We start from the raw sequence: 24,153 nt of genomic DNA on the forward strand, positions 1-24,153 counted from the left end.
TCCGGCGAGCGCGAACGTCCGAAACTTCCGGGAACATTTCCGAGACTCGGCCGGAACGTTACGGCGGTCGATGCGGCCCCGTCAATCGCCCGCGGCACCCGTCGATGCCTTGACGTGCGGAGGTGTTAACGTGAACATAGACAAACATCGCTAGAGGGAGGCGTCATGGCGCGAGGTCGATCGGTTCGTCGTACGCTGATCGCGCTGGTGGCGGCCCTGACCGCGACGGTCGGCGGCGTGGTCGTCGCGTCGCCGCCGGCCACCGCCGCGACCAACGGGTTCCGGGGCATGAACTGGGCCGTGCTGGGCGACAACTTCAGCACCGGTCCGCTCGTCGTGCAGGGGCTCAGCGCCTCCGACAGCAACGCCACGGTGCGCGCCAAGGCCAACGCCCTCTACGACGCCATGGCGGCCAGCATGGGGGTCAACACCGTCCGGCTGCCGATCAACACCCACACGGTGGGCACGGCCTGGTGGGAGGCCTACCGGGGCGCCGTCGACGCCGCCACCGCCCGCGGCTTCAAGGTCATCCTCGCCTACTGGGAGGACGGCGCCGCCTCCGGCGGCCGGATCACGAACCTCGCCGCCTGGAACGCGATGTGGTCCACGGTGACGAACACCTACGGCGCGAACCCGAACGTCTACTTCGAGCCGATGAACGAGCCGCACGGCTACAGCTCGGCGGAGTGGCGCGACGTCGCGGCCGAGTGGCTCCGCTACCACTACTCGGCGGTGCCCGCCCGGGTGCTCGTCGGCGGCACCGGGTTCAGCCAGGACCTGCGCGACGTCTGCAACGACCCGCGCTTCGCCTCGACCCTGTTCTCCGTCCACCACTACGCGTTCTTCTACGAGCCGATGAGCTACGACGCCTTCCGGAGCCACGTGCAGACCCGCCTGGGCGCCTGCGCCCCCCGTGCGGTGGTCACCGAGTTCGGCGCGCCCATGAACGACGGCCGCGACTACGCCGACGCGAACAGCACCGACAACTTCGTGCGGCACATCCGGGCCGTGGCCCAGGTGATGCGCGACAACCGGATGGGCGGCACCTACTGGCCCGCCCTCGGCGGCAAGCCCGGCAACATCGGCTACGACTGGTACTCGATGTTCTCGCTCGGCGGCAGCGGCACCGACCTGCGCCTGACCGTCCGCAACCCCGCGGGCGCGGACCGGATCCGCTACGGCTGGGGCGACACCGTCGGCGGCGGCCCCACCACGCCTCCGCCGTCGACCGGAACGTTCTACCGGATCACCGTGCGGCACAGCGGCAAGGCCATGGACGTCCAGGCGCCGAACACCGACAACGGCGCCCGCGTCGGCCAGTACACCTACGGCGGCAACGCGTGGCAGCAGTGGCAGTTCGCCGACGCCGGCGGCGGCTTCTGGCGCATCGTCAGCCGGCACAGCGGGAAGTGCCTCGACGTGGTGGGTGCCTCCACCGCCGACGGCGCCGAGCTGATCCAGTACACCTGCGGCAGCGGCACGAACCAGCAGTTCCAGATGGTCGCCGACGGCACCTGGTTCCAGCTCCGGGCCCGCCACAGCGGCAAGTGTGTGGACGTGCCGGCCGTCTCGACCGCGGACGGCGTGGTCCTCAAGCAGTATCCGTGCAACACCGGCGCCAACCAGCGGTGGTCGCGCACGGCCGTCTGACCGCCGGCTAGCCGAGCGGCCGGCAGGAGGCCCGCACCACCAGCTCGGTGGGGAGCCGGATGTGCGCGTCGCGCTCCACGCCGGCGATCAGGTCGATCAGCAGGCGCAGCGACTCGGCGCCCATCCGTTGCAGCGGTTGCCGGATCGTGGTCAGCGGCGGGTCGACCAGCGCCGATTCGGGAACGTTGTCGAAGCCGATCACCGACAGCTCGTTCGGCACCGGGATGCCCATGCCGCGGGCGACGTCGAGCGTGGAGATCGCGGACAGGTCGTTTCCGGCGAAGATCGCGGTCGGCCGGTCGGGGAGCGCGAGCAGTTCCGCGGCGGTGCCGGCGGCGCCCTCGATCCGGAAGCCGCCGACCCGGACCAGCCGTTCGTCCACCGCCACGCCCGCGTCGGCCATGGCCTGCCGGAAGCCGGCCTCGCGCAGGCGCGCCGACTCGAGGTCGCGGCGACCGCTGATGTGCCCGATCCGGCGGTGGCCGAGCGAGAGCAGGTAGTTGGTCGCGAGCACCGCGCCGGCGAAGTTGTCCGAGTCGACGGTGGGCAGGCCGGACGGGCCGGTGTGCGGGTCGACGGCCACCACGTGGAAGCCGTGCTTGGTCTCGACCACGGTCGGCGTCACGATGACCGCGCCGTCGATGAGCGTGCCGGAGAGCCGGGCCAGGGACCGTCGTTCCCAGCCGATGGCGGCGCCCTCGCCGTCGCCGCTGGAGTAGGCGAGCAGTTGGTAGCCGCTGCCGGCGACCTCCCGGGAGGCGCCCTTCAGCAACTCGGTCGAGAACGGCTCGAACTCGGCGACCAGGATGCCCAGCACGTTCGTGCGGTGGCTGCGCAGGCTCTGCGCGCCCAGGTCGGCCTCGTAGCCGAGGTCGTGGATGACCTGTTGCACCCGCTCGACGGTGGCCTGGGCGACGCCGTACCGACCATTGACAACCTTTGATACGGTCGCCACCGAGACGCCGGCGGTACGTGCCACGTCGGACATCTTGACGCGCTGCGGGAAGGCCACGCCGACGATGATAGAGGGCGCACCGGGCCGCGTCGCGACAGTTCGAAAACGTTATCGATACCGATTGACATCAAGTTACGTGACTGTAAAACTCCCCGACAGGTAACCCGACTGAGCGGTCGAGGAGACATCTAATGGCGATGAAGCGCCGCGCCGGTGCCGTCCTGGCACTGTTGATGACAAGCGCCCTCGTCGCCGCCGGATGCAGCGGCGGTGGCGACGACGAAGCAGCAGACACGGGAAGTGAGCTGTACAAGAACCCGGTGACGTTGACCTGGTGGCACAACGCCTCCCAGGACGGCCCCGGCAAGACGTACTGGGAGAAGGTCGCCAAGGACTTCTCCACCGCCCACCCGACCGTCAAGATCGAGATCGAGGCGATCGAGACGAACCAGCTCCAGCGCACCCGGCTTCCCGCCGCGCTGCTGAGCAACGACCCGCCGGACATCTTCCAGGCGTGGGGCGGCGGCGAGATGCGCGAGCAGGTCGAGGCCGACTACCTCAAGGACATCACCGACCAGGTCAAGGGTGAGGTCGCCGACATCGGCAGCGCCTCCGAGATCTGGCAGGTCAACGGCAAGCAGTACGGCCTGCCGTTCCGGATGGGCATCGAGGGCATCTGGTACAACAAGGACATGTTCGCCAAGGCGGGCATCACGGCGCCGCCGACCACGTTCGAGGAGCTGAACGCGGCGGTCACCAAGCTCAAGGCGATCAACGTCGTCCCGATCGCCCTCGGCGCGGGCGACAAGTGGCCGGCCGCCCACTGGTGGTACAACTTCGCGCTGCGGGCCTGCTCGGTCGACACGCTGAAGAAGGCGACCACCGACCGGAGCTTCGACGACCCGTGCTTCGTCAAGGCCGGTCAGGACCTCAAGGCATTCATCGACACCAAGCCGTTCCAGAACAACTTCATCGCCACGCCCGGTCAGAACGACCCGACCAGCGCGAACGGCCTGCTGGCCAACGGCAAGGCCGCGATGGAGCTGATGGGCGACTGGAACCGGGGCACGCTGGACACGGTCGCCACCGACAAGGCGAAGCTCGCGAAGTTCCTGGGCTGGTTCCCGGTGCCGGCGATCTCCGGATCGGCGGGTGACCCGAAGGCGGCCCTCGGCGGCGGCGACGGGTTCGCCTGTGCCAAGCAGGCCCCGGCGGAGTGTGTCGAGTTCCTCAAGTACATCGTCAGCCCCGAGGTGCAGAAGGGCTACGCGGCCACCGGCACCGGCCTCCCGGTCGCCAAGGGCGCCGCGGACGGCGTGACCGACCCGGCGCTGAAGTCCATCCTGACCGCCACCTCCGACGCCACCTACGTGCAGCTCTGGCTGGACACCGCCTACGGCAGCACGGTCGGCAACGCGATGAACGACGCCATCGTCGCCATCTTCGCCGGCAACGGCAGCCCGGAGAAGGTCGTCGCGGCCATGAAGGCGGCCGCGAGCAAGTGACCTCCACCGACCAGACCCGGTTCCCCGCCGGCGGCGTCCCCACGCCGCCGGCGGGCCTCCGGCCCGCCGCGCGCCCGTCCGCCCGCCGGGCCCAGACCCGTCGCAAGTGGTACGAGATCGTCGGGCTCACCACGCCGGCGCTCGTCGTCTACGTGACCTTCGTGCTGGTGCCGATGGGCTTCGCGTTCTACTACAGCCTGTTCCGGTGGCGCGGGGTGGGTCCGCCCACCGAGTACGTCGGCTTCAAGAACTACGTCCTGGCCTTCCAGGACCCGATCTTCCTGGACGCGCTGCGCAACAACGCCATCGTCGTGTTCGGGTCGCTGCTGATCCAGGGCCCGATCGCACTGGGCGTCGCGTTGCTGCTCAACCGCCGCTTCCGCGGGCGCTCCACGTTCCGCCTGCTGGCGTTCGTGCCGTACGTGCTCGCCGAGGTCACCGTCGGCATCATGTGGAAGCTGATCCTGACCGGCGACGGCACCGTCGACGTGCTGCTGCGAGCGGTCGGCCTGGGCGGCTTCGTGCAGGCGTGGCTCGCCGACCTCGACGTGGTCATCTGGACCCTGCTCTTCGTCCTCACCTGGAAGTACGTCGGCTTCGCCATCATCCTGCTGCTCGCCGGCCTGTCCAACGTCCCGGACGAGCTGACCGAGGCCGCCGCGATCGACGGCGCGAGCTGGTGGCAGATCCAGCGCCACATCACGCTGCCGCTGCTGGGCCCGACGATCCGGATCTGGATGTTCCTGTCGATGATCGGTTCGTTGCAGGTCTTCGACGTGGTCTGGGTGACCTCGGTGCCCGCGGTCCGCTCCCTGGGCGCGTCGGCCACCATGGCGACCTACATGGTGGACAACGGCTTCTTCGCCCGGCTCTGGGGCTACGGCAACGCGGTTGCCGTGATCCTGTTCGTCATCTCCTTCGTCGCGGCGCTGCTGTTCCAGCGTTTCCTGCTCCGCCGGGACATCGAGGGCGCCATCACGAGAAGGGCGAACTGACCGTGACCGCGAACCCCGTCCTCTCCCGCCCCGCGAGCCGTCGGCCGATCTCCTGGGGCTCGCCGCTGACCTACGCGCTCGCGCTCGCGGTCGCGGCGGTGTCGATCGCCCCGATCGTCTACGTGATCGTCGGCGGCTTCCGCACCACCCCGCAGATCGTCGCGGACCCGGCCGGGCTGCCCGACCCGTGGGTCTGGGACAACTACGCCCGGGTGCTGACCCAGAGCGACTTCTGGCGGCAGGCGTTCAACAGCGCGGTGATCGCGCTCGGCACCACGCTCGGTGTGGTGGTGCTCGGTCTCTGCGCCGCGTTCGTGATCGCCCGCTACACCTTCCGTGGGCGGGAGGCGCTGCACACCTTCTTCACGCTCGGGCTGCTCTTTCCGGCCGGTGCGGCGATCCTGCCGCTCTACCTGATGCTGCGCGACCTGAACCTGATCAACTCCTACTACGCGGTGATCCTGCCGCAGGTCGCCTTCTCGCTGCCGATCACGATCGTCATCCTGCGGCCGTTCCTGTCCGCCATCCCCCGGGAGTTGGAGGACGCCGCCGCGATCGACGGCGCGGACCGGCTCGGTTTCCTCTGGCGCATCGTGCTGCCGCTGTCGCGACCCGCGCTGGTCACCGTCGGGATCCTCGCGTTCGTGGCGAGCTGGAACGCGTTCCTGCTGCCGCTGCTGGTCCTCGGTGACGCCAGCCTGCACACCCTGCCGCTGGGCGTGCAGAACTTCTCCAGCCAGTACAGCACCGACACGGCGGGCGTTCTCGCCTTCACCTCGCTGGCGATGTTGCCGGCACTGCTCTTCTTCACGCTCGCCGAGAAGCAGATCGTCGGCGGCCTGCAAGGCGCCGTCAAGGGCTGAGCGGCAGCGGCGCGAGCACAACCAAGGGAAAGGCACACCATGACAGAGGTCCACGCGGTGGTGGGCGGGCCGACACCGGTCCAGGCAGTTCCGGACCACGACCGGCCCGACGGGCGCGCCGGCGAGGCGCGGGTGCGCGAGCTGCTCGGCCGGATGACGCTCGACGAGAAGATCGCGCAGCTCGTCGGGTTCTGGGAGAAGGAGGACGGCGAGGCGGTGGCGCCACTGCAGGGCGAGTTCACCGACGCCGTCCGGCTGGAGGACTTCTCCCGGCACGGGCTGGGTCACCTCACCCGCGTCTACGGCACCCGCCCGGTCGACGAGGCGGAGCGCGCGGCGTGGCTGTGGGCGTTCCAGCGCAACCTGGTCACCGGCACCCGGCTGGGCATCCCGGCGATCGTCCACGAGGAGTGCCTGACCGGCCTGTCGGCGTGGCGGGCGGCCACCTTCCCCACGCCGCTGGCCTGGGGCGCCGCGTTCGACCCCGACCTGGTGACCGAGATGGCGGCGGCGATCGGGTCGTCGATGCGGGCGCTCGGCATCCACCAGGGGCTCTCCCCGGTGCTCGACGTGATCCGGGACCCGCGCTGGGGCCGGGTCGACGAGTGCGTCGCCGAGGACCCCTACCTGGTCGGCACCATCGGCACGTCCTACGTGCGCGGCCTCCAGTCGCAGGGGGTGCACGCGACGTTGAAGCACTTCGCGGGCTATTCCGCGTCGCGGGCCGGGCGCAACTTCGGCCCGGTGCACGCCGGCCCCCGGGAACTCGCGGACGTGCTCTTCGTGCCGTTCGAGATGGCGATCCTGGACGGCGAGGCCCGCAGCGTCATGCACTCGTACGCCGAGATCGACGGCGTGCCGGTGGCCGCCGACCCGACGATGCTGACCGGCGTGCTGCGGGACCGGTGGGGCTTCGACGGCACGGTGGTGGCCGACTACTACGGGGTCGCGTTCCTGAACCTGCTGCACCACGTCGCGGCCGACAACGCGGGCGCGGCCGTGCAGGCGCTCGCCGCGGGCCTCGACATCGAGCTGCCGACCGGCGACGCCTTCCTGACCCTGGCCGAGTCGGTGCGGGCCGGCGCGGTCGACGAGGCGCTCGTCGACCGGGCGGTGCTGCGGGTGCTACGCCAGAAGCAGGAGCTGGGGCTGCTCGACGCCACCTTCGCCGAGGAGCCGCCCGGGACGGTCGACCTGGACCCGCCGGAGCACCGGGCGATCGCCCGCCGCCTCGCCGAGGAGTCGATCGTGCTGGTCGCCAACCAGGGCGTGCTTCCGCTGCCGGCGGGCCGCCGGGTGGCGGTCGTCGGCCCGAACGCGGACCGGCCGGGCGCGCTCTTCGGGTGCTACTCCTTCCTCAACCACGTGCTGGTCCAGCACCCGGGTGTGGAGAACGGGTTCGAGGCGCCGAGCGTCCTGGCGGCGATGCGCGCCGAACTCGGCGCCGACCTCGTCACCTGGGCCGGCGGCTGTGACGTGGACAGCGACGACCGGTCCGGCTTCGACGAGGCGGTCGCCACCGCGTCCGCCGCCGACGTCGCCGTCCTGGTCGTCGGCGACCACGCGGGCCTCTTCGGGCGGGGCACTGTCGGTGAGGGGTGCGACCGGGACGACCTGGAGCTTCCGGGCGTCCAGCGGGAACTGGTCGAGGCGGTGCTGGCGACCGGCACCCCGGTCGTGCTGGTGCTGCTCACCGGCCGTCCCTACGCGATCGACTGGGCGCTGACCCGGTGCGCGGCCGTGGTGCAGTCGTTCTTCCCCGGCGAGGAGGGCGCGGGCGCGATCGCGGGCGTGCTGTCCGGGCGGGTCAACCCGTCGGGCCGGCTGCCGGTCACCCTGCCCGGCTCGGCCGGCGCGCAGCCGTACTCGTATCTGCACCCGACGCTCGGGGCGGGCAGCAACGGCACCAACCTGTCGGCGGCGCCCGCGGCGCCGTTCGGCCACGGGCTGTCCTACACCACGTTCACCCACACCGACCTGACCGTGCCGGCCACCGTGCCCACCGACGGCGCGCTGTCGGTGACGGTACGCGTCACCAACACCGGCGCGGTCGCCGGTGACGACGTGGTCCAGCTCTACGGCCACGACGTGGTGGCGCCGGTGACCCGGCCGGTGGCGCAGTTGCTCGGCTACCGGCGGGTGCGCCTGGAGCCCGGGGAGTCGGTGACCGTCCGGCTGTCGGTGCCCACGACCCGGCTGGCCTTCTCCGACCGCACGCTGACCCGGGTCGTGGAGCCCGGCGAGGTCGAGGTGTGGGTCGGCACCAGCGCGCGGCGGGACACCGAGGCGTCGACCACGCTCGTCGGCGGCACCGTCCCGGTCACCAACGCGTCCGCGCGTTGGACCGCCACCGAGTTGAGCTGAGCGCCCCTCCGCCGGCCGTCCACGGGGGCGGCCGGCGGACCGGCGGCGTCCTCGCGCGATCGTCGACGCACCCCCCCCGGCCCGGCCGGCCCGGGTGCTTTAACCGCATATGGGGTTTATGCCGGTCTCCGGCTCCGTAGGCTCCGGGATGTCATCAGCCCCCGAACCGGGGCGCCCGGTGCCGGCCCGACAGGGATGCGTGAGTCGACGATGATGGACGCGGACACCATGGTCCTGCCCCGGCTGGGGCCGGCCGAGCCCGGTGTCGAGGATCCGTGGGGCGAGGACCGGCCGCCGCGCCGTGGCCGTGTCGCCGCGCGATCCGCCAGCGGTGCGCGCGGCTGGCGTGCGGTCCCGTGGCTGCCGCCGGCGCTGCTGGCCGGTGGCCTCGGCGGCGCCGGGCTCGGCGCGCCCGGCCCCCGCGCCGGGGAACTGGCGACCTGGCACGCCGCCACCGCCGGTTGGCGCGACGCGCTGACCGGCGGCGAGGCCGCGTCGGTGCCGTACCACCTGCTGGTGCGCGGGTCGGCGGAGCTGTTCGGCACCTCCGACGTCGCCCTGCGCCTGCCCTCGCTGCTGGCGGTCGTGGCCGCCGCGGCGCTCGTCGGCGGGCTCGCCACCCGGTTGTTCGCGCCGGGCGTCGGGGTGCTGGCCGGCCTGCTTCTCGCGGTGCTGCCGACCACGATCCGCCTCGCGCAGGAGGCCCAGCCGCACGCGGTGGCGTTGTGCGCCGCCGTGCTCGCCACCCGGCTGCTGCTGCCGGTCCTCGACCGGCCGACCGCGCGCCGACTCGCGGCGTACGCCGGCGCGGTGCTCCTGCTCGGGCTCTGTGCGCCCGGCGCGCTGCTGCTGCTCGCCGGGCACGGTTGGGTCGTGCTGGCCTTCCGGCGTCGATCGGCCGGTCGCTGGGTGGCCGCGGTGGCGCCCGCGGTGCTGCTGGTGGCCGCGGCGCTCCGGTTCGGCGGGCCCGGCGGCGGGTTCCTCCCGGCCGGTGTCCGCCCCGATCCGGCCGCGCTGGCGGCGGCGCCCCGGGAGTTGTTCGGCGTCGCCGCGCTCGGCGCGGTGCTGGCCGGCCTGGCCCTGTTCAGCCTCCCACTGCGCTACGCGCCCGCGATCTGCACGGCATGGGCGGTGGTGCCGGCGTCGGCCATGCTGCTCGCCGCGTGGGCCGTCCCGGTCTGGTCGCCGGCGGCCCTGTTCTTCACGCTGCCGGCCTGGGCGGTGCTCGGCGCGGTCGCGTTGTCCCGGCTGGGCGCCCGCTGGGCGCTGGTCGGGCTGGCGGCGATCGCCCTGCTCGGCGTGCCGGCGCGGGCGACCGGGGTGCCGGCAATCCACCTTATTCATGCTCTTTTTGGTTGATTGTCGGCTTAGGATCGGTCACGTTCGGGCGAGCCCGATGCAGACCATGGGGGAAATGTGGCCGTCGCCGCCGATACACGCCTGTCCCGCGCCACCCGGCCGGGAACTCCGGGCGACCGCCCGCCGTCGGTCACGCCACCCGGTCGGCCCACCCACCCGGGGCCGGACCGTCGGCAGCGCAACATCCGGGCCCGCCTGGCGTACGCCCGCTGCGGCTCGACCACCGGGCCGCTGCGCCCGCCCCGACGGCCCGACGCGCCCGTCGAACTCCGGCCCGCCGCCTCGGTCGCCGCGCGGCTGGTGCTCACCCTGCTGGTGCTCGTCAACAGCGCTGCCGGCCTGATCTTCGTCGGCTGGCTGCTGCTGCCGCAGCACGTCCCCGGCCCGGGCGTGGTCGGGCTCGGCGGCTGGCAGACCGCCGCCGCCCGGCTCGCGTTCTGCGTGGTCGTCGGCATCGAGCTGATCCGGCTGGCACAGAACGCGGTGGTGTGGGTGTTCGCCTTCCACGCCAAGGACCCGGTGCCCGTCGACCCGCCGGTCGGCCTGCGGGTCGCCCTGCTCACCACCATCGTGCCGAGCAAGGAGCCGCTCGACGTCGCCGAACGCACCCTGCGCCGGCTGCGCGAGATCGTCTACTGCGGACGCGTCGACGTGTGGATCCTCGACGAGGGCGACGATCCCACGGTGCGGGCCATGGCGGCGCGGCTGGGCGTGCGCCACTTCACCCGCCGGGGCCGCCCGGAGTACAACCAGGTCCGCGGCGAGTTCCGGGCCCGCACCAAGTCCGGCAACCACAACGCCTGGCGCGCCGAGCACGAGCACCGCTACGACGTGGTGGCCAACGTCGACCCGGACCACGTGCCGCTGCCGAACTTCCTGGAACGCACGCTCGGCTACTTCCGCGACCCCGACGTCGCGTTCGTGGTGACCCCCCAGGTGTACGGCAACATGCACCAGAACTTCGTCGCCCACGGCGCGTCGGCGCAGCAGTACCTCTACAACGGGCTGATCGCGCGCGGCGGCAACGGCCTGGACGCGCCGCTGCTCACCGGCACCGGTCACCTCTACCGGCCGGCGGCCTGGCGGACCGTCGGTGGCTACCAGGACTCGATCATCGAGGACCATCTCACCAGCATCCGCATCCACGCCGCCGTCAACCCGGCCACCGGCCGGCGGTGGAAGGGCGTCTACACCCCGGACGTGGTGGCGCTGGGCGAGGGGCCGACCTCCTGGGCCGACTACTTCAACCAGCAGAGGCGCTGGGCGGCCGGCATCTGCGAGATCCTGCTCCGGCGCGAGCTGCGCGCGCCGCGCGAGCTGCCCTCCCGCCGCCGCTGGCAGTACCGCCTGCTCCAGTTCTACTACCCGAGCGTGGCGGTCAGCCTGCTGCTGGGCAACGCCGCCACCGCGCTGTACCTGCTCACCGGCGTCGCCGCCGGCCGGCTCGACCCGCAGGTCTGGGCGACGTTGTGGGGCGCCACGATCGGCACCTGGTTCCTGCTGTGGCTCTGGTTGCGCCGGTTCAACATCGCCCCGCACGAACGGGAGGAGATCGGCATGGTGGGCATGGCGCTCGCCCTGTTCGCCGGCCCGGTCTACCTGGCCGCCGCGGCCGGCGCGCTGCTGCGCCGCCGGCTCGGCTTCGTGGTCACCGCCAAGGGGACGCTGCGCACCGCCGAGTCGCCGCGCACCTTCCGGCTGCACCTGTGCTGGGCGGGGGCGGCCGCCGGCCTGCTCGCGGCGAGCTTCGCGCTGGACCACGACCACCCGTTGCTGCGGGTCTGGCCGACGCTGACGCTGCTCACCGGGCTCGCGCCGCCGGTGATCGCCTGGGTGGAGAACGCGCGCGCCCGCCGGGACGAGCCGGCGCCCGCGCCCGAGCGGCCGCGACCGGTCCGGGAGGAGGCGCCGTGTTGAGGCTGAGCGTGCCCCGGGTCGGCCTGGCGCTGGCCGGCGCGCTGCTGCTGGCGTACGCGTTCGTGGTGGCGCCGGGCGCGTGGCGCGCTCCGGACCCGGGCCGGCCGGTGCGGCCGGCGGCGCCGGGTGCGCTGGCGACCGCGGACGCCCCCGCCGTCGCCGCCGTCGCGTTTCCGCCGGCCGGTCGGGCGTTCGTCGGGGTGATGACCGACACGGGCCCCTACGACCTGGGCGCCGTGGACCGGTTCGCCGCCGCCGCCGGTCGGGCGCCGCAGGTGATGCTCTTCGGCGCCTCCTGGGCGTCGGCCACCTTCGACCGCGCCCTGTTCGACCGGATCGCCGACCGGGGCATGATGCCCATGCTGGGCTGGGAGCCCTGGGACCACGCCGTCGACGAGGCGGCCCGAGACACCGGCCTGCCGGCCCGTCAGGTCGACCGGCTGCGGTCCACCCAGCCGGAGTACCGGCTGGCCCGCATCACCGCCGGCGACTTCGACGGCTACCTGCGCTCCTGGGCCGAGGGCGTCCGGTCGCTGGGCTACCCGGTGGCCGTCCGGTTCGCGCACGAGATGAACGGCGACTGGTATCCGTGGTGCGAGCGGGCCAACGGCAACCGCCCCGGTGACTACGTGCGGGCCTGGCGGCACGTGCACGACGTCTTCGCCGCGGCCGGCGCCACGAACGTCACCTGGGTGTGGAGCCCGAACGCCAGGTGGGACAAGACGACCGCCGGGCTGACCGGGCTCTACCCCGGCGACGACTACGTCGACTGGGTGGGCGTCACCGGCTACTACGGCATGGGCGCCTTCACGAAGACCTACTCGTCCTTCGACCAGATCTTCGGGCCGACCGTCGCGGAGATCCGCGCGCTGACCCGCAAGCCGCTCGTCGTCACCGAGACCGCGGCCGCCGAGAGCAGCGGGCACAAGGCCCGGTGGATCCGGGAGACGTTCGCCTCGCTGCCGCGCTACCCGAACCTGATCGGGCTGATCTGGTTCGAGGTGGACAAGGAACAGGACTGGCGGATCGCCGGTTCACCGGACGCGGCGGCGGCGTTCGCCGAGGCGGTCGCCACCGACCGGTACGACGTGACCTGGTCGCCCGCGGCGCGGCCACGCGCCGGGCCCTGAGCCCGCCTGTCGAGGCTTGTCGCCACGGTCCTGCGACGAGCCGTGAGCGGTGGCGTCCCGAGGGCGTCACCGCGCGGCGACACCGCCCGGTGCGCCGGTGACGACCGGGTGACGCGGGCTCGGGCAGGGTCGCGGCACGAGGACGGCACGGCGCGAGGGGGCGGCATGATCAGGACGATGCTCCGGCTGCGCGCGCGTCCGGGATGCGAGCCCGCCGTGGGGTCGGCCTGGGAGGCGGTCGCCGGGCAGCTCGGTACGTTCCCCGGCGGCCTCCGGCACGAACTGCTGCGCGACGCGCTGGACCCGTACGGCTTCGTGGTGGTCACCGAGTGGGCCGACGAGGCGGCGCTGCGCGCGTACCGGGACGGGCCGGTGGCCGCCCGTCTGGCCGCGGCGCTCCGGCCCCTGACCGACCCGGCCGGTCCGCCCGACTACCCACCCATGCGGGAGGACGGCGACGGCGACGGTCCGGTCTACGTGGACGTCGAGCTGACCGTGCCACGGGACCGGCTCGCCGAGTTCCACCGGGGCTACCCCGAGGTGGTGCGGCGGATGGCCGCGATACCGGGCTACCGGCGCGAGCGGCTGCTCCGCGAACCCGACTCGGACACGCACCACATCTTCGCCGAGTGGGACGGCGCGGCCGAGTTCCTCGACTGGATCGCCGACCCGGCGCACGCCTCGGCGCAGGCCGGGCCGATCGCGCCGTTCCTTCTCGACATCCGCCGCCGCCTGTTCCACGTCGTGCCCGGTGGGGACGGCCGGCGACGCCACACCACCGGCAGGGAGGCCGACGTGCAGAGGACAACTGACGTACTGGTCGTCGGGGCGGGGCCCACCGGGCTGACCGCCGCCGTCGAGCTGGCCCGCCGCGGCGTCGACTGCCGGGTGATCGACAAGCGGGCGACCCCGGCCGGGCAGGCCGACAAGGCGATCGGCGTGCACTGCCGCACCATGGAGATCTGGGAGGAGCAGGGCGTCGTCCGGGAGGCGATGGACGCCGGCATCTGGCTCACCGGGAACATGGTCTTCGTCAACGGGGCGCAGACCCACCGGATGAGCTGGGAGCTGCCCGGCCTGCCGTACGCCCACCTCGGGCTGCCGCAGTACGAGACCGAACGCATCCTCACCGCCCGGCTGGCCACGCTCGGGGTGCGCCCGCGGCTCGGCGCCGAACTCGTCGACTTCACCCAGGACGCGGACGGGGTGACCGCCACCGTGCGCACCGCCGACGGCGCCACCGAGACGGTACGCGCCGCGTACCTCGTCGGCTGCGACGGCGCGCACAGCCGGGTGCGGGACCGGCTCGGCCTCACCTTCACCGGCGGGCTGGGCCGCTTCCCGCAGTTGTTCATGCTCGTCGACGTGGACGTGGACTGGGACATGCCCGACGGGCACCTGCTGCGCTTCCTGCACACCACCGACGGGCGGATGGACGGGATGCTGGTCTGCGTGCCGCTGCGCGGCGAGCACCGCTACCGCATCGCCACCCTGGCGCCACCGCGGTTCTTCGCCCGCACCGGCGGGCAGGACGCCCCGCCCGGGTTCAGCGAGGAGCTCGGCGAGCCGACCCTCGACGACGTGCAGGCCGCCCTCGACCGCCTCGCCCCGCCCGGCACCCGGGCGACGAACCTGCGCTGGTCGTCGGTGTTCCGGATCAGCCACGGCATCGTCGACCGATACCGCCAGGGCCGGGTCTTCGTCGCCGGCGACGCCGCCCACCTGCACCCGCCGGCCGGCGGCCAGGGCATGAACACCGGCATCCAGGACGCCTGGAACCTGGCCTGGAAGCTGGCCCTGGCGGTACGCGGGCAGGCCGCCCCCGGCCTGCTGGACAGCTACGAGGCGGAGCGGCGTCCGGAGGGCGAGGAGATCGTCGGCCGCGCGGTGCGGATGGCCGGCACCGAGGAGTTGGACCGGGCCGACCTGGAACGGCAGTTCCTCCAGGAGATGTCGTTGCTGCTCAGCTATGCCGGCAGCCCGTTGGTCGGGGAGACCGTCTCCGACCCGGCCGCGCTCGGCGACGCGCCCCGCCCCGGCGACCGCGCGCCGGACGTCGAGGGGCTGCGTCGGCGCGGCGTCGGGCACCCGCTGCGACTGCGGGACCTGACCCGGGGCACCCGGCACACGCTGCTGCTCTACGCCGACGCCACGGCCGACCCGGGGGAGCTGGCCGGGTTCGCCGACCTCTGCGCCGACGCCCGGCGGCAGGCCGCCGGCGAGCTGGACGCGTACCTGCTGCTCGATCCGGACGTCGCCGAGCCGCGCCGGCCCGACCCGCCGGTGCTGCGCGACGGCGACCGGCGCTTCCGGGCCGGGTACGGCCTGGCCGGCACCGGGCTCTACCTGATCCGACCGGACGGGCACGTCGGGTTCCGGGGCGCCCCGGTCGACGCCGACGCGTTGCGCAAGCACCTGCACCTGGTCTTCGGGGGCGCGCGGTGAGCCGGGTGCGCACGGTCCTGGCGATGCGAACCCGGGAGGGCTGCGAGGACCGGTTCGAGGCGGAGTGGCGCGCCGCCGCCGAGGAGATCCGCACCCTGGACGGCTGCCTGCACCAGGACCTGGTCCGTGACGCCGAGGACCCGCGCGTCTATCTGGTGATCAGCGACTGGGCGGACCGGGAGCGGTTGGACGCCTTCGGCCGCAGCGCGCACCGCGACCGGCTGCTGCGGGTGATCCGGGAGCTGCGCGAGTCCGCGGAGCGACACACCTACCAGGTGCTGCACAGCGTGACCGGCGAAGCGGGGGAGGCCCGATGACCGAGGACGTCATGCCGGCGACCGAGCTCTACACGGACGCGTTCGCGGCCGACCCCTATCCCACCTTCGCCCGGCTCCGCGCGCAGCGTCCGGTCTGCCCGGTCGGCTCGCCGCGCTTCGACTCGTGGCTGATCACCCGCTTCGACGACGCGCGTACGGCGCTGACCGACCCGCGCCTGTCCAAGGACCTCTACGGACCCGACCAGCACTACCTGCGGATCTTCGGCCCGAACTCGGAGGGCCTGAACCGCAACATGCTCAACTCCGACCCGCCCGAGCACACCCGCCTGCGCCGGGTCGTGTCGCAGGCGTTCGCGCCGCGACGGATCGAGGCGCTGCGCCCCCGGGTGGCCACGATCGTCGACCAGTTGATCGACAAGATGGTCCCGCAGGGCGAGGCGGACCTGATGCGGGACTTCGCCATCCCGCTGCCGATGACCGTCATCTGCGAGCTGCTCGGCGTGCCGCCGGCCGACCACGACCGGGTGCTCGACTGGACCCAGGTCATCCGCACCTCCGGGTCGACCAGCCGACCCCCGGCCGAGGAACGGGCCGCGGTGCAGGAGGCGCAGCTCCGGCTGCACCACTATCTGGCCGACCTGGTCCGGGCCAAGCGCGACGACCCGGCCGACGACATCATCGGCGCGCTCGTGGACGCGGTCGACCGGGACCGGACGCTGTCCGAGGCGGAGCTGGTCACCACCACGTTCCTGCTGCTGTTCGCCGGGCACCAGACCACCGCCGACTTCCTCGGCAACGCGGTGCTCGCCCTGCTCACCCATCCGGAGCAGTTGGAGCTGCTGCGGACCACGCCGCGCCTGCTGCCGACCGCGATCGAGGAGCTGCTGCGCTTCGACGGCCCGCTCCCGGTGGCCAGCCCGCGCATCGCCACCGAGGACGTGCAATACCAGGGGGTACGCATCCCGCGCGGCGCGATCGTCGGGGTGGCGATCAACGCGGCGAACCACGACCCCGCCCACTTCACCGACCCGGACCGGCTCGACCTGCGCCGGGTCCGTGGCCCGCACCTCGGTTTCGGCCACGGCGTGCACTACTGCCTGGGCGTGTCGCTGGCCCGGATGGAGGCGCTGCTCGCGCTCTCCGCGCTGCTGCGCCGGCTGCCCGGGCTGCGGCTCGCCGTCCCCGTCGCCGAGGTGCGCCGGCTGCCCGCCGCGTCGCCCTTCCGCGGCCTGCTGGAACTGCCGGTCACCTTCACCGTCTAGTCCACCCACCAGCCAAGGAGCACACCCATGGTCTTCCGGAACGTGATCGTCTGCCACATGGTCCCCGGCAGCGACGAGGTCGTCGGCAACGTCTTCGGCCACTACGACCAGGTCACCCGGCCACAGGACCTCGGGGTGATCGGCCGCTACCTGCTGTCGCACCACGACCTCTACCTGCACGTGATCGAGCGCGAGCAGGACCCGAGGATTTCCGGGCAGACCCGTGGCCTGCCCGCCTTCCAGAAGATCGCCGAGGAGATTGGCCCGTACGTGACGCCGTACCCGCGCTACTGGAAGAACCCGTCGGACTCGGTGGCGAAGGAGTTCTACCACTGGGCCCCGGAGGGCGAGTCGCCCGCGGACACCACGCTGACCGTGAGCGTGGGGCGGATCAAGCCGGGGGCCGAGCCGGACGTGGCCCGGGTGTTCGGCGAGTCCGACGCCGGGTCGCTCCCGCGGGACCTGGGCGTCACCGGGCGTTGGCTCTACTCCATCGACGACGTCTACGTGCACCTGCTGGAGCAGGAGTCGTCGGCGGCCGAGCCGACCCGCTACCAGCACGCCGAGAAGCCGGCCTTCGGCAAGGTGATGCAGGACCTCGGACCGTACGTCGAGCCGTACCGGCCGGAGGACTGCCACGGCCCGCAGGACCAGGTGGCGAAGGTCTTCTACCGCTGGCGCGCGCAGGACTGAGCCGCGCGGGAAACCGCTCCCCGCCGCACCCCCGTAGGCCAGGCTGAGACCGAGGCGTACGGGGGTGTCGGGTGCCGACCAAGCAGATCATCCAGCACGTCGGCGCGTTGCTGGACCTGGCCGGGGTGCTGGTCATCGCGGTGGGCGTGGCGGTCGCCACCGTGGTGTTCGCGCTGCGCTGCGGCCGGACCCGGGAGGTGGTGACGCACTACCGGGCGTTCCGGCAGGGCGTGGGGCGGGCCATCCTGCTCGGCCTGGAGTTCCTGGTGGGCGGCGACATCATCCGTACCGTCGCGGTGTCGCCCACGTTCACCAGCGTCGGCGTGCTGGCGTTGATCGTGCTGGTCCGGACGTTCCTCAGCTTCTCGCTGGAGGTGGAGCTGGACGGTCGCTGGCCCTGGCAGGGCAAGCCGCCGAACACCACGCCGGGCCCGGCCCGGAGCGGCGCCGTCGCCGGGTCCGGCTCGCCCGACCGGTCGACGGGAACGTGAGATGTATTGCTGGCGGCACGTGTCCGCAGGTGGGAGGTTTGATCTCGACTCACCGGGTCACTGATACCGGGAGTGACGACGGAAGGGGAACGCCGGTGCCCGAGACGAACCGGACCAGGTCCAGTCAGGACGCCGCGCTGCCTCGCGGCGTCACCGACCCGCTGCTGTGGCGGGCCGCCTACGACGTGGCGGCCGCGCACCGGCCGGACGCCGCCGGCCGCTGCTCCAGCCTGCTCTGCGCCGGCCGACCGGCGCCCTGCGAGCCGCTGGACGCCGCCCGCCGGGCGATGCGGCTCGCCGGTGACGCCGGCCGCCGGGCCGAGCCGGACACCCGGGTCGGCGCGCAGCGGCGACGGGCCGCCTGATCGGCCCCGATGCCGGGCGGTTCGAACCATGCCCGCCCCACTTCCGTGTTTATGATCGACAACTCGGTCGGAATGCGGGAAATGAGGAGGGTTCGTGACCGTCGACGCCCACGCCTTCTGGCTCCGCGCCCCCGGCGAGGGTGAGATCCGGCCGGTCCGCCTCGACCCGCCGGGCCCCGGCGAGGTGCTGGTCCGCACCCGGTTCTCCGGGGTCAGCCGGGGCACCGAGACGCTCGTCTACACCGGCCGGGTCCCCGCCGACCAGCACGCCGCGATGCGTGCCCCGTTCCAGTCCGGCGACTTCCCGGCCCCGGTCAAGTACGGCTACCTCAGCGTCGGCACGGTCGAGGCCGGCCCGGCGCGGCTGCGCGGGCGGACCGTGTTCTGTCTCCACCCGCACCAGAGCGCGTACGTGGTCCCGGCCGACGCCGTGGTGGTCGTGCCGGACGGCGTGCCCGCGGAACGCGCGGTGCTGGCCGGCACCGTGGAGACCGCGGTGAACGCGCTCTGGGACGCCCCGCCGCTGGTCGGCGACCGGGTCACCGTGATCGGCGGCGGGATGGTCGGATGCGCGGTGACCGCCCTGCTGGCCCGGTTCCCCGGCGTGCGGGTCGAGTTGGTCGACGCCGACGTGGCCCGGGCCGGGACCGCCGAGGCGCTCGGCGTCGACTTCGCCCGGCCCGCCGACGCGGCGGGCGACCGCGACCTGGTGGTGCATGCCAGCGCCAGCGCGGACGGGCTGCAACGCGGCCTGGAGCTGCTCCGCCCGGAGGGCACCGTGCTGGAGCTGAGCTGGTACGGCGACCGTCCGGTCACCCTCGCGCTCGGCGGCGCGTTCCACTCCCGACGACTCGGCATCCGCAGCAGCCAGGTCGGCACCGTGTCGCCCCGGCGCGCCGACCGCAGCTACGCCGACCGGCTCGCCCTCGCCCTGGACCTGCTGGCCGACCCGGCGTACGACGCGCTGCTCACCGGCCGGTCCCGCTTCACCGACCTGCCCGACGTGCTGGACCGGCTCGCCTCGGGCGAGTTGCCGGCGCTCTGTCATCTCATCACCTACGGCGAGGAGTGAACGTGTTCAGCGTGACCGTCCGGGACCACATGATGGTCGCCCACAGTTTCCGCGGCGAGGTCTTCGGCCCGGCCCAGAAGCTGCACGGCGCGACCTTCGTCGTCGACGCCACGTTCCGCCGGCCGGAGCTGGACGCCGACGGGATCGTGGTGGACATCGGGTTGGCGACCGAGCAGCTCAAGGCCGTGCTCGGCGAGCTGACCTATCGCAACCTGGACGACGAGCCGGCCTTCGCCGGGGTGAACACCACCACCGAGGTTCTGGCCCGCACGGTCGCCGACCGGATCGCGGACGCGGTGCGCGCCGGCCGGCTGGGGGAGGGGGCGCGGGGCCTGGCCGGGATCACCGTCACCCTGCACGAGTCGCACGTCGCGTGGGCGAGCTACGAGCGGTCGCTGTGACCGGATGACCGCCGTCCACGTGGTGCTGCCGGGCGACATCGACGACCCGGCGAACCCCAGCGGCGGCAACGCCTACGACCGGCACGTCTGCGACGGGCTGGCCGCGCTCGGCTGGACCGTGCGCGAGCACCAGGTGCCGGGCTCCTGGCCGGACCCGGGCGACCGGGAGCGGGCGGCGCTGGGTGCGCTGCTCGGCGGGCTGCCCGACGGCGCGACGGCGCTGCTCGACGGCCTGGTCGCCTCCACCGTGCCGGAGGTGCTGGCCGCGCACGCCGCGCGGCTACGCCTGGTGGTGCTGGTGCACCTGCCGATCGAGGGCGAGGCCGAGCGGCGGGCCCTCGCCACGGCGACCGTGGTGGTCGCCACCAGCGAGTGGACCCGGCGGCGGCTGCTGGAGCGCTATCCGCTCGACCCGGACCGGGTGGCGGTCGCCCCGCCCGGCGTCGAGCCGGCGCCGGTCGCTCCCGCCACGCCCGGCGGCACCCGGCTGCTCTGCGTCGCGGCGGTCACCGCGGTCAAGGGCCACGACGTGCTGGCCACCGCGCTCGCCGAGGTCGCGGACCTGGGCTGGACCTGCGACTGGGTCGGCCCGCTCGACCGGGACCCGGCGTTCGTCGACCGGGTGCGCCGACGGCTCACCGGCGCCGGCCTGGCGGACCGGGTCCGGCTGAGCGGTCCGCGCGCCGGCGCGGCGGTCGCCGCCGCGTACGCCGGGGCCGATCTGCTCGTCCTGCCCTCCCGGCGGGAGACGTACGGCATGGTGGTCACCGAGGCGCTGGCCCGGGGCGTACCGGTGCTGGCCGCCGACACCGGCGGCCTGCCGGCCACGCTCGGGCGCGCCCCTGGTGGTGACCGGCCGGGCCTGCTGGTGCCGCCGGAGGACGCGGGTGCGACCGCCGCCGCGCTGCGCCGCTGGCTCACCGATCCCGGCCTACGGGGGCGGCTGCGCCGCGCCGCCCGACAGCGGCGGGACACCCTCACCGGCTGGTCGGTCACCGTGGACCGGCTGGCCACGGCGTTGAAGGAGGCGACCCCGGCATGACCACCTCACTCCCACCCGGTTTCGCGGACTGGCTGCGGCTGCGTGAGCCGGCCGACGCGGCGGCCCGCTCGGTGGAGCTGGCCGACGCGGTCCGCGACCGGCTGCCCGGCGACCGTCCGCTGGTCGTGCACGACCTGGGCAGCGGCACCGGTTCGATGGCCCGCTGGCTCGCCCCCCGGCTGCCCGGCCCGCAGCGCTGGGTGCTGCACGAGCGCGACCGGGCGTTGCTGGCGCTGGCCGGGGGCGGGCTCACCGCCGCCGACGGCGCCGAGGTCACGGTGACCACCCGCGACTCGGACATCACCCGGCTGACCGCCGCCGACCTGGCCGACGCCCACCTGGTCACCGCGTCGGCGCTGCTGGACATGCTCACCGCCGACGAGATCGACCGGATCGTGGCGGCGTGCGCCGGCCACCCGACGCTGTTCGCGCTCACCGTGTCCGGCCGGGCCGAGTTCACCCCGGCGGACCCGCTCGACGCCGACCTGGCCGACGCGTTCAACGCCCACCAGCGGCGGACCGTCGGCGGGCGGGCCCTGCTGGGGCCGGACGCGGTGGCGGCCGCCGTGGCCGCCTTCGGCCGCCACGGCGTCGAGGTGGCCGTGCGGCCCACCCCGTGGCGGCTCGGCCCGGAGCGGTCGGCGCTGACCGCCGAGTGGCTGACCGGCTGGGTCGAGGCGGCCGTCGAGGAACGTCCGCATCTGGCCGACCCCTCCCGGACGTATATCCAGTGGCGGCTCGTCGAGGCCGCCGCCGGCCGGGTCGAGGTGACGCTGCACCACGCGGACCTGCTCGCCGGCTGAACCGTACGGCCCGCCGACACGTGACATCCGGTGGGAACGAGGAGGACCGCTTGTCACACGTCGCCGTCGCCGTACCCGTGCCGCCCAGGCCGGTGCCCACCGCCGTGGCGCCGGTCGTGCCGCCCGGACCGGTGCCGGCCGCCGCGGTGGCGCCGGTCGGGCCGGGGCGGGCCCGGCGCGGCGCGGCCTGGGTACGCCCGGTCGCCGGGCTGGCCGTGCTCGCGGCGCTGGTCGCCTCCGTGGGTACCGGCCCGTTCCTGGCCGGACTGCGGCTGATCGACGTGCCGGCGCTCGCCGCCGCGCTCGGCATCGGCGTGGTCACCACCGTGTGCTGCGCCTGGCGCTGGTCGCTGGTCGCCGGCGGGCTGGGGGTACGGCTGCCGATGCGGGCCGCCGTGGCCCACTGCTACCGGGCGGTGTTCCTCAACTCCACCCTGCCCGGTGGGGTGCTCGGCGACGTGCACCGCGCGGTGCGGCACGGGCGTGACGCCGGCGACCTGGCCCGGGGCGTACGCGCCGTGGTGTGGGAGCGCGCCGCGGGGCAGGTGGTGCAACTGGTCATCGCGGTGGCGGTGCTGGCCGCGTTCCCGTCACCGGTCCGCCCGTACCTGCCGGTGCTGGCCGTCGTGTTCGCGGTGGCCGCCGTGGCGCTGGTGCTGGCCGCCCGCGCCGTGCCCCGCTCCGGCGCGTCCCGGCTCGCCCGCGCGGCCCGCACCGCGGTCGCCGACGTCCGCTGCGGGCTGCTGGCCCGCCGGACCTGGGCCGGTGTGGTGATCGCCTCAGCCGTGGTGTTCGCCGGCCACCTGGCCACCTTCATGGTGGCGGCGCGCACCGCGGGCGCCGACGCCCCGCTGTCCCGCCTGCTGCCGCTCACCCTGCTCGCCCTGCTGGCCATGGCCCTGCCGCTCAACGTGGGCGGCTTCGGACCGCGTGAGGGGGTGGCCGCCTGGGCGTTCGCGGCGGCCGGCCTGACCGCCGCGCAGGGTGTGGCCACCGGCACGGTCTACGGCGCATTGGTGCTGGTGGCCAGCCTGCCCGGCGCGGTGGTGCTGCTGGCGCGCCGGCTGCCCCGGCGGGAGCCCGGCAACTGTCGGTGATCCCGCATACGGTGAGGGTGCGAGGTGTGAGTCGTCGGTCAGCCCGGCGACCGGACGGAGGAGAACCATGGACGAAACCCTGCCCGCCGCGACGGTCCGGACCCGGGTCACGGTCCCGCTTCGGTTCCCCGACGGATACGTGACCACCGCCCTCGTGCACACCTTCCACGGCCTGGTGGACGGCCGCGAGCACCTGGCGTTCGGCCTGGGTGAGCACGGCCGGGCCGACCCGCCGCTGGTGCGCCCGCACAGCGAGTGCCTCACCGGCGACGTGTTCGGCAGCCAGCGCTGCGACTGCGGCCCGCAGTTGCGCGAGGCGGTCGAGCGGATCGCCGACGCCGGGGGCTACCTGCTCTACCTGCGTCAGGAGGGCCGGGGCATCGGCCTCTACGCCAAGCTCGACGCGTACGCGTTGCAGGACGGCGGCCTCGACACCTACGAGGCGAACCTGGCATTGGGCCGGGGCGCCGACGAGCGGGACTACACCGTCGCCGCGCAGATGCTCGCCGCACTGGGCGTGGACCGGGTGGCCCTGCTCAGCAACAACCCCGACAAGGCGGCCCAGCTGGAGCGGCTGGGCGTCACGGTGGCCGACCGGGTGGTCACCGGCGTGCACCTGTCCCCGGCGAACGCCGACTACCTGGCGGCCAAGGTCAGCCGGGCCGACCACGCCCTCGACCTGCCGTTCGTGCCGTGACGTCCCGCCCGTACGTGCTGCTCAGCTGCGCGATGTCGATCGACGGATACATCGACGACGCGACCACCGAACGGCTGCTGCTCTCCAACGACGACGACCTGGACCGGGTCGACGCGACGCGGGCCGGGTGCGACGCGATCATGGTGGGCGCGGCCACGGTCCGCCGTGACGATCCCCGGCTGCTGGTGCGCAGCGAGCGGCGGCGGGCCGACCGGGTGGCCCGGGGGCTGCCCCCGTCACCGGTGAAGGTGACGGTCACCGGCAGCGGCGACCTCGACCCGGCGGCGCGGTTCTTCAGCCTCGGTGACGGGCTGAAGCTCGTCTACTGCCCGACCGGGGTGGTGGACAAGGCCCGCGAGCAGGTGGGCGCGGTGGCGACCGTGGTCGACGCCGGTGAGCCGGTCACCCCGGAGGCGGTGGTGGCCGACCTCGCCGGGCGCGGGATCGGCCAGTTGATGGTCGAGGGCGGCGGCTCGATGCACCGCCAGTTCCTCACCGCCGGCCTCGCCGACGAGCTGCACCTGGTGGTCGCCCCGTTCTTCGTGGGGGACGGCCGGGCGCCCCGGTTCGTGGGGGAGGGCCGCTTCCCCTGGCATCCGGGCCGCCGCGCCCGGGTCGTCGAGGTGCGCCAGATCGGTGACGTGGTGCTGACCCGTTACGCGCTCTCCGACCGCTGCCAGGCCTGACCGACGCTGCCCGGTTCGCTCTTGTGCAAGCTCACGGTCGAGATTAGTTTGTTGACCATCCATACGAACACTCCACCGTGCAT

22 protein-coding genes are annotated in these 24,153 nt (G+C 73.7%); 21 read left to right on the plus strand and 1 reads right to left on the minus strand.

Features of this window, described 5'->3' with window-relative positions; all coding sequences use genetic code 11:
* Nucleotides 1-165 precede the first annotated feature (165 nt).
* Nucleotides 166-1,650, plus strand: coding sequence for an RICIN domain-containing protein (locus O7618_RS07490; protein WP_278105249.1), 1,485 nt, complete (start codon nucleotides 166-168; stop codon nucleotides 1,648-1,650).
* Between the two features lie 7 nt (nucleotides 1,651-1,657).
* Here O7618_RS07490 and O7618_RS07495 read toward each other — a convergent pair whose 3' ends face one another.
* Nucleotides 1,658-2,662 carry a LacI family DNA-binding transcriptional regulator gene (locus O7618_RS07495; protein ID WP_278105250.1) on the minus strand — a complete coding sequence of 335 codons (1,005 nt, stop codon included), beginning with the start codon at nucleotides 2,660-2,662 and terminating at the stop codon, nucleotides 1,658-1,660.
* A 134-nt stretch (nucleotides 2,663-2,796) separates the two neighbouring features.
* Between O7618_RS07495 and O7618_RS07500 the strand changes: the two genes are divergently transcribed.
* From O7618_RS07500 to O7618_RS07595, 20 genes are all read left to right on the plus strand, one after another.
* Nucleotides 2,797-4,110, plus strand: coding sequence for an extracellular solute-binding protein (locus O7618_RS07500; RefSeq protein ID WP_278105251.1), 1,314 nt, complete (start codon nucleotides 2,797-2,799; stop codon nucleotides 4,108-4,110).
* Nucleotides 4,107-5,105, plus strand: coding sequence for a sugar ABC transporter permease (locus O7618_RS07505; RefSeq protein WP_278105253.1), 999 nt, complete (start codon nucleotides 4,107-4,109; stop codon nucleotides 5,103-5,105). Before O7618_RS07500 ends, O7618_RS07505 begins: the two co-directional genes overlap by 4 nt.
* Nucleotides 5,106-5,107: 2 nt before the next feature.
* On the plus strand, nucleotides 5,108-5,968 hold the full coding sequence (locus tag O7618_RS07510) for a carbohydrate ABC transporter permease (protein WP_278105254.1): 861 nt from the start codon (nucleotides 5,108-5,110) through the stop codon (nucleotides 5,966-5,968).
* Nucleotides 5,969-6,007: 39 nt separating this feature from the next.
* Nucleotides 6,008-8,332, plus strand: coding sequence for a glycoside hydrolase family 3 N-terminal domain-containing protein (locus O7618_RS07515; protein ID WP_278105255.1), 2,325 nt, complete (start codon nucleotides 6,008-6,010; stop codon nucleotides 8,330-8,332).
* Between the two features lie 210 nt (nucleotides 8,333-8,542).
* Entirely contained in the window at nucleotides 8,543-9,691 is a 1,149-nt protein-coding gene (locus O7618_RS07520) for a glycosyltransferase family 39 protein (protein ID WP_278105256.1), read from the plus strand.
* 57 nt (nucleotides 9,692-9,748) lie between these two features.
* Nucleotides 9,749-11,608, plus strand: coding sequence for a glycosyltransferase family 2 protein (locus O7618_RS07525; protein ID WP_278105257.1), 1,860 nt, complete (start codon nucleotides 9,749-9,751; stop codon nucleotides 11,606-11,608).
* Nucleotides 11,602-12,738, plus strand: coding sequence for a glycosyl hydrolase (locus O7618_RS07530; RefSeq protein WP_278105258.1), 1,137 nt, complete (start codon nucleotides 11,602-11,604; stop codon nucleotides 12,736-12,738). The genes O7618_RS07525 and O7618_RS07530 overlap by 7 nt, the downstream gene beginning before the upstream one ends.
* Nucleotides 12,739-12,903: 165 nt before the next feature.
* Entirely contained in the window at nucleotides 12,904-15,183 is a 2,280-nt protein-coding gene (locus O7618_RS07535) for an FAD-dependent oxidoreductase (protein ID WP_278105259.1), read from the plus strand.
* A 23-nt stretch (nucleotides 15,184-15,206) separates the two neighbouring features.
* The gene (locus O7618_RS07540; protein WP_278105260.1) at nucleotides 15,207-15,500 is read left to right on the plus strand and encodes an antibiotic biosynthesis monooxygenase family protein; all 294 of its coding nucleotides are present in this window, start codon (nucleotides 15,207-15,209) and stop codon (nucleotides 15,498-15,500) included.
* Entirely contained in the window at nucleotides 15,497-16,723 is a 1,227-nt protein-coding gene (locus tag O7618_RS07545; protein WP_278105261.1) for a cytochrome P450, read from the plus strand. The genes O7618_RS07540 and O7618_RS07545 overlap by 4 nt, the downstream gene beginning before the upstream one ends.
* A gap of 27 nt (nucleotides 16,724-16,750) precedes the next feature.
* A complete protein-coding gene (locus O7618_RS07550; protein ID WP_278105262.1) occupies nucleotides 16,751-17,416 on the plus strand; it encodes a TcmI family type II polyketide cyclase in 666 nt (221 codons plus the stop codon).
* Nucleotides 17,417-17,487: 71 nt separating this feature from the next.
* Entirely contained in the window at nucleotides 17,488-17,907 is a 420-nt protein-coding gene (locus O7618_RS07555; RefSeq protein ID WP_278105263.1) for a DUF1622 domain-containing protein, read from the plus strand.
* A 95-nt stretch (nucleotides 17,908-18,002) separates the two neighbouring features.
* The gene (locus tag O7618_RS07560) at nucleotides 18,003-18,272 is read left to right on the plus strand and encodes a hypothetical protein (RefSeq protein WP_278105264.1); all 270 of its coding nucleotides are present in this window, start codon (nucleotides 18,003-18,005) and stop codon (nucleotides 18,270-18,272) included.
* 94 nt (nucleotides 18,273-18,366) lie between these two features.
* Complete coding sequence (locus tag O7618_RS07565) at nucleotides 18,367-19,344, plus strand: dehydrogenase (protein ID WP_278105265.1); 978 nt, start codon at nucleotides 18,367-18,369, stop codon at nucleotides 19,342-19,344.
* 2 nt (nucleotides 19,345-19,346) lie between these two features.
* On the plus strand, nucleotides 19,347-19,745 hold the full coding sequence (locus O7618_RS07570; RefSeq protein WP_278105266.1) for a 6-carboxytetrahydropterin synthase: 399 nt from the start codon (nucleotides 19,347-19,349) through the stop codon (nucleotides 19,743-19,745).
* Nucleotides 19,746-19,749: 4 nt separating this feature from the next.
* On the plus strand, nucleotides 19,750-20,787 hold the full coding sequence (locus O7618_RS07575; RefSeq protein ID WP_278105267.1) for a glycosyltransferase family 4 protein: 1,038 nt from the start codon (nucleotides 19,750-19,752) through the stop codon (nucleotides 20,785-20,787).
* Nucleotides 20,784-21,590 carry an SAM-dependent methyltransferase gene (locus tag O7618_RS07580; protein ID WP_278105268.1) on the plus strand — a complete coding sequence of 269 codons (807 nt, stop codon included), beginning with the start codon at nucleotides 20,784-20,786 and terminating at the stop codon, nucleotides 21,588-21,590. Before O7618_RS07575 ends, O7618_RS07580 begins: the two co-directional genes overlap by 4 nt.
* A gap of 146 nt (nucleotides 21,591-21,736) precedes the next feature.
* Entirely contained in the window at nucleotides 21,737-22,687 is a 951-nt protein-coding gene (locus O7618_RS07585) for a lysylphosphatidylglycerol synthase transmembrane domain-containing protein (RefSeq protein WP_278109943.1), read from the plus strand.
* A 67-nt stretch (nucleotides 22,688-22,754) separates the two neighbouring features.
* Entirely contained in the window at nucleotides 22,755-23,384 is a 630-nt protein-coding gene (gene ribA, locus O7618_RS07590) for a GTP cyclohydrolase II (RefSeq protein ID WP_278105269.1), read from the plus strand.
* Entirely contained in the window at nucleotides 23,381-24,070 is a 690-nt protein-coding gene (locus tag O7618_RS07595; protein WP_278105270.1) for a dihydrofolate reductase family protein, read from the plus strand. Before ribA ends, O7618_RS07595 begins: the two co-directional genes overlap by 4 nt.
* The last annotated feature ends 83 nt before the right edge of the window (nucleotides 24,071-24,153 follow it).

The sequence above is a fragment of the Micromonospora sp. WMMD980 genome (genome assembly GCF_029626035.1).
In the GTDB taxonomy this organism is placed as follows: Bacteria; Actinomycetota; Actinomycetes; order Mycobacteriales; family Micromonosporaceae; genus Micromonospora.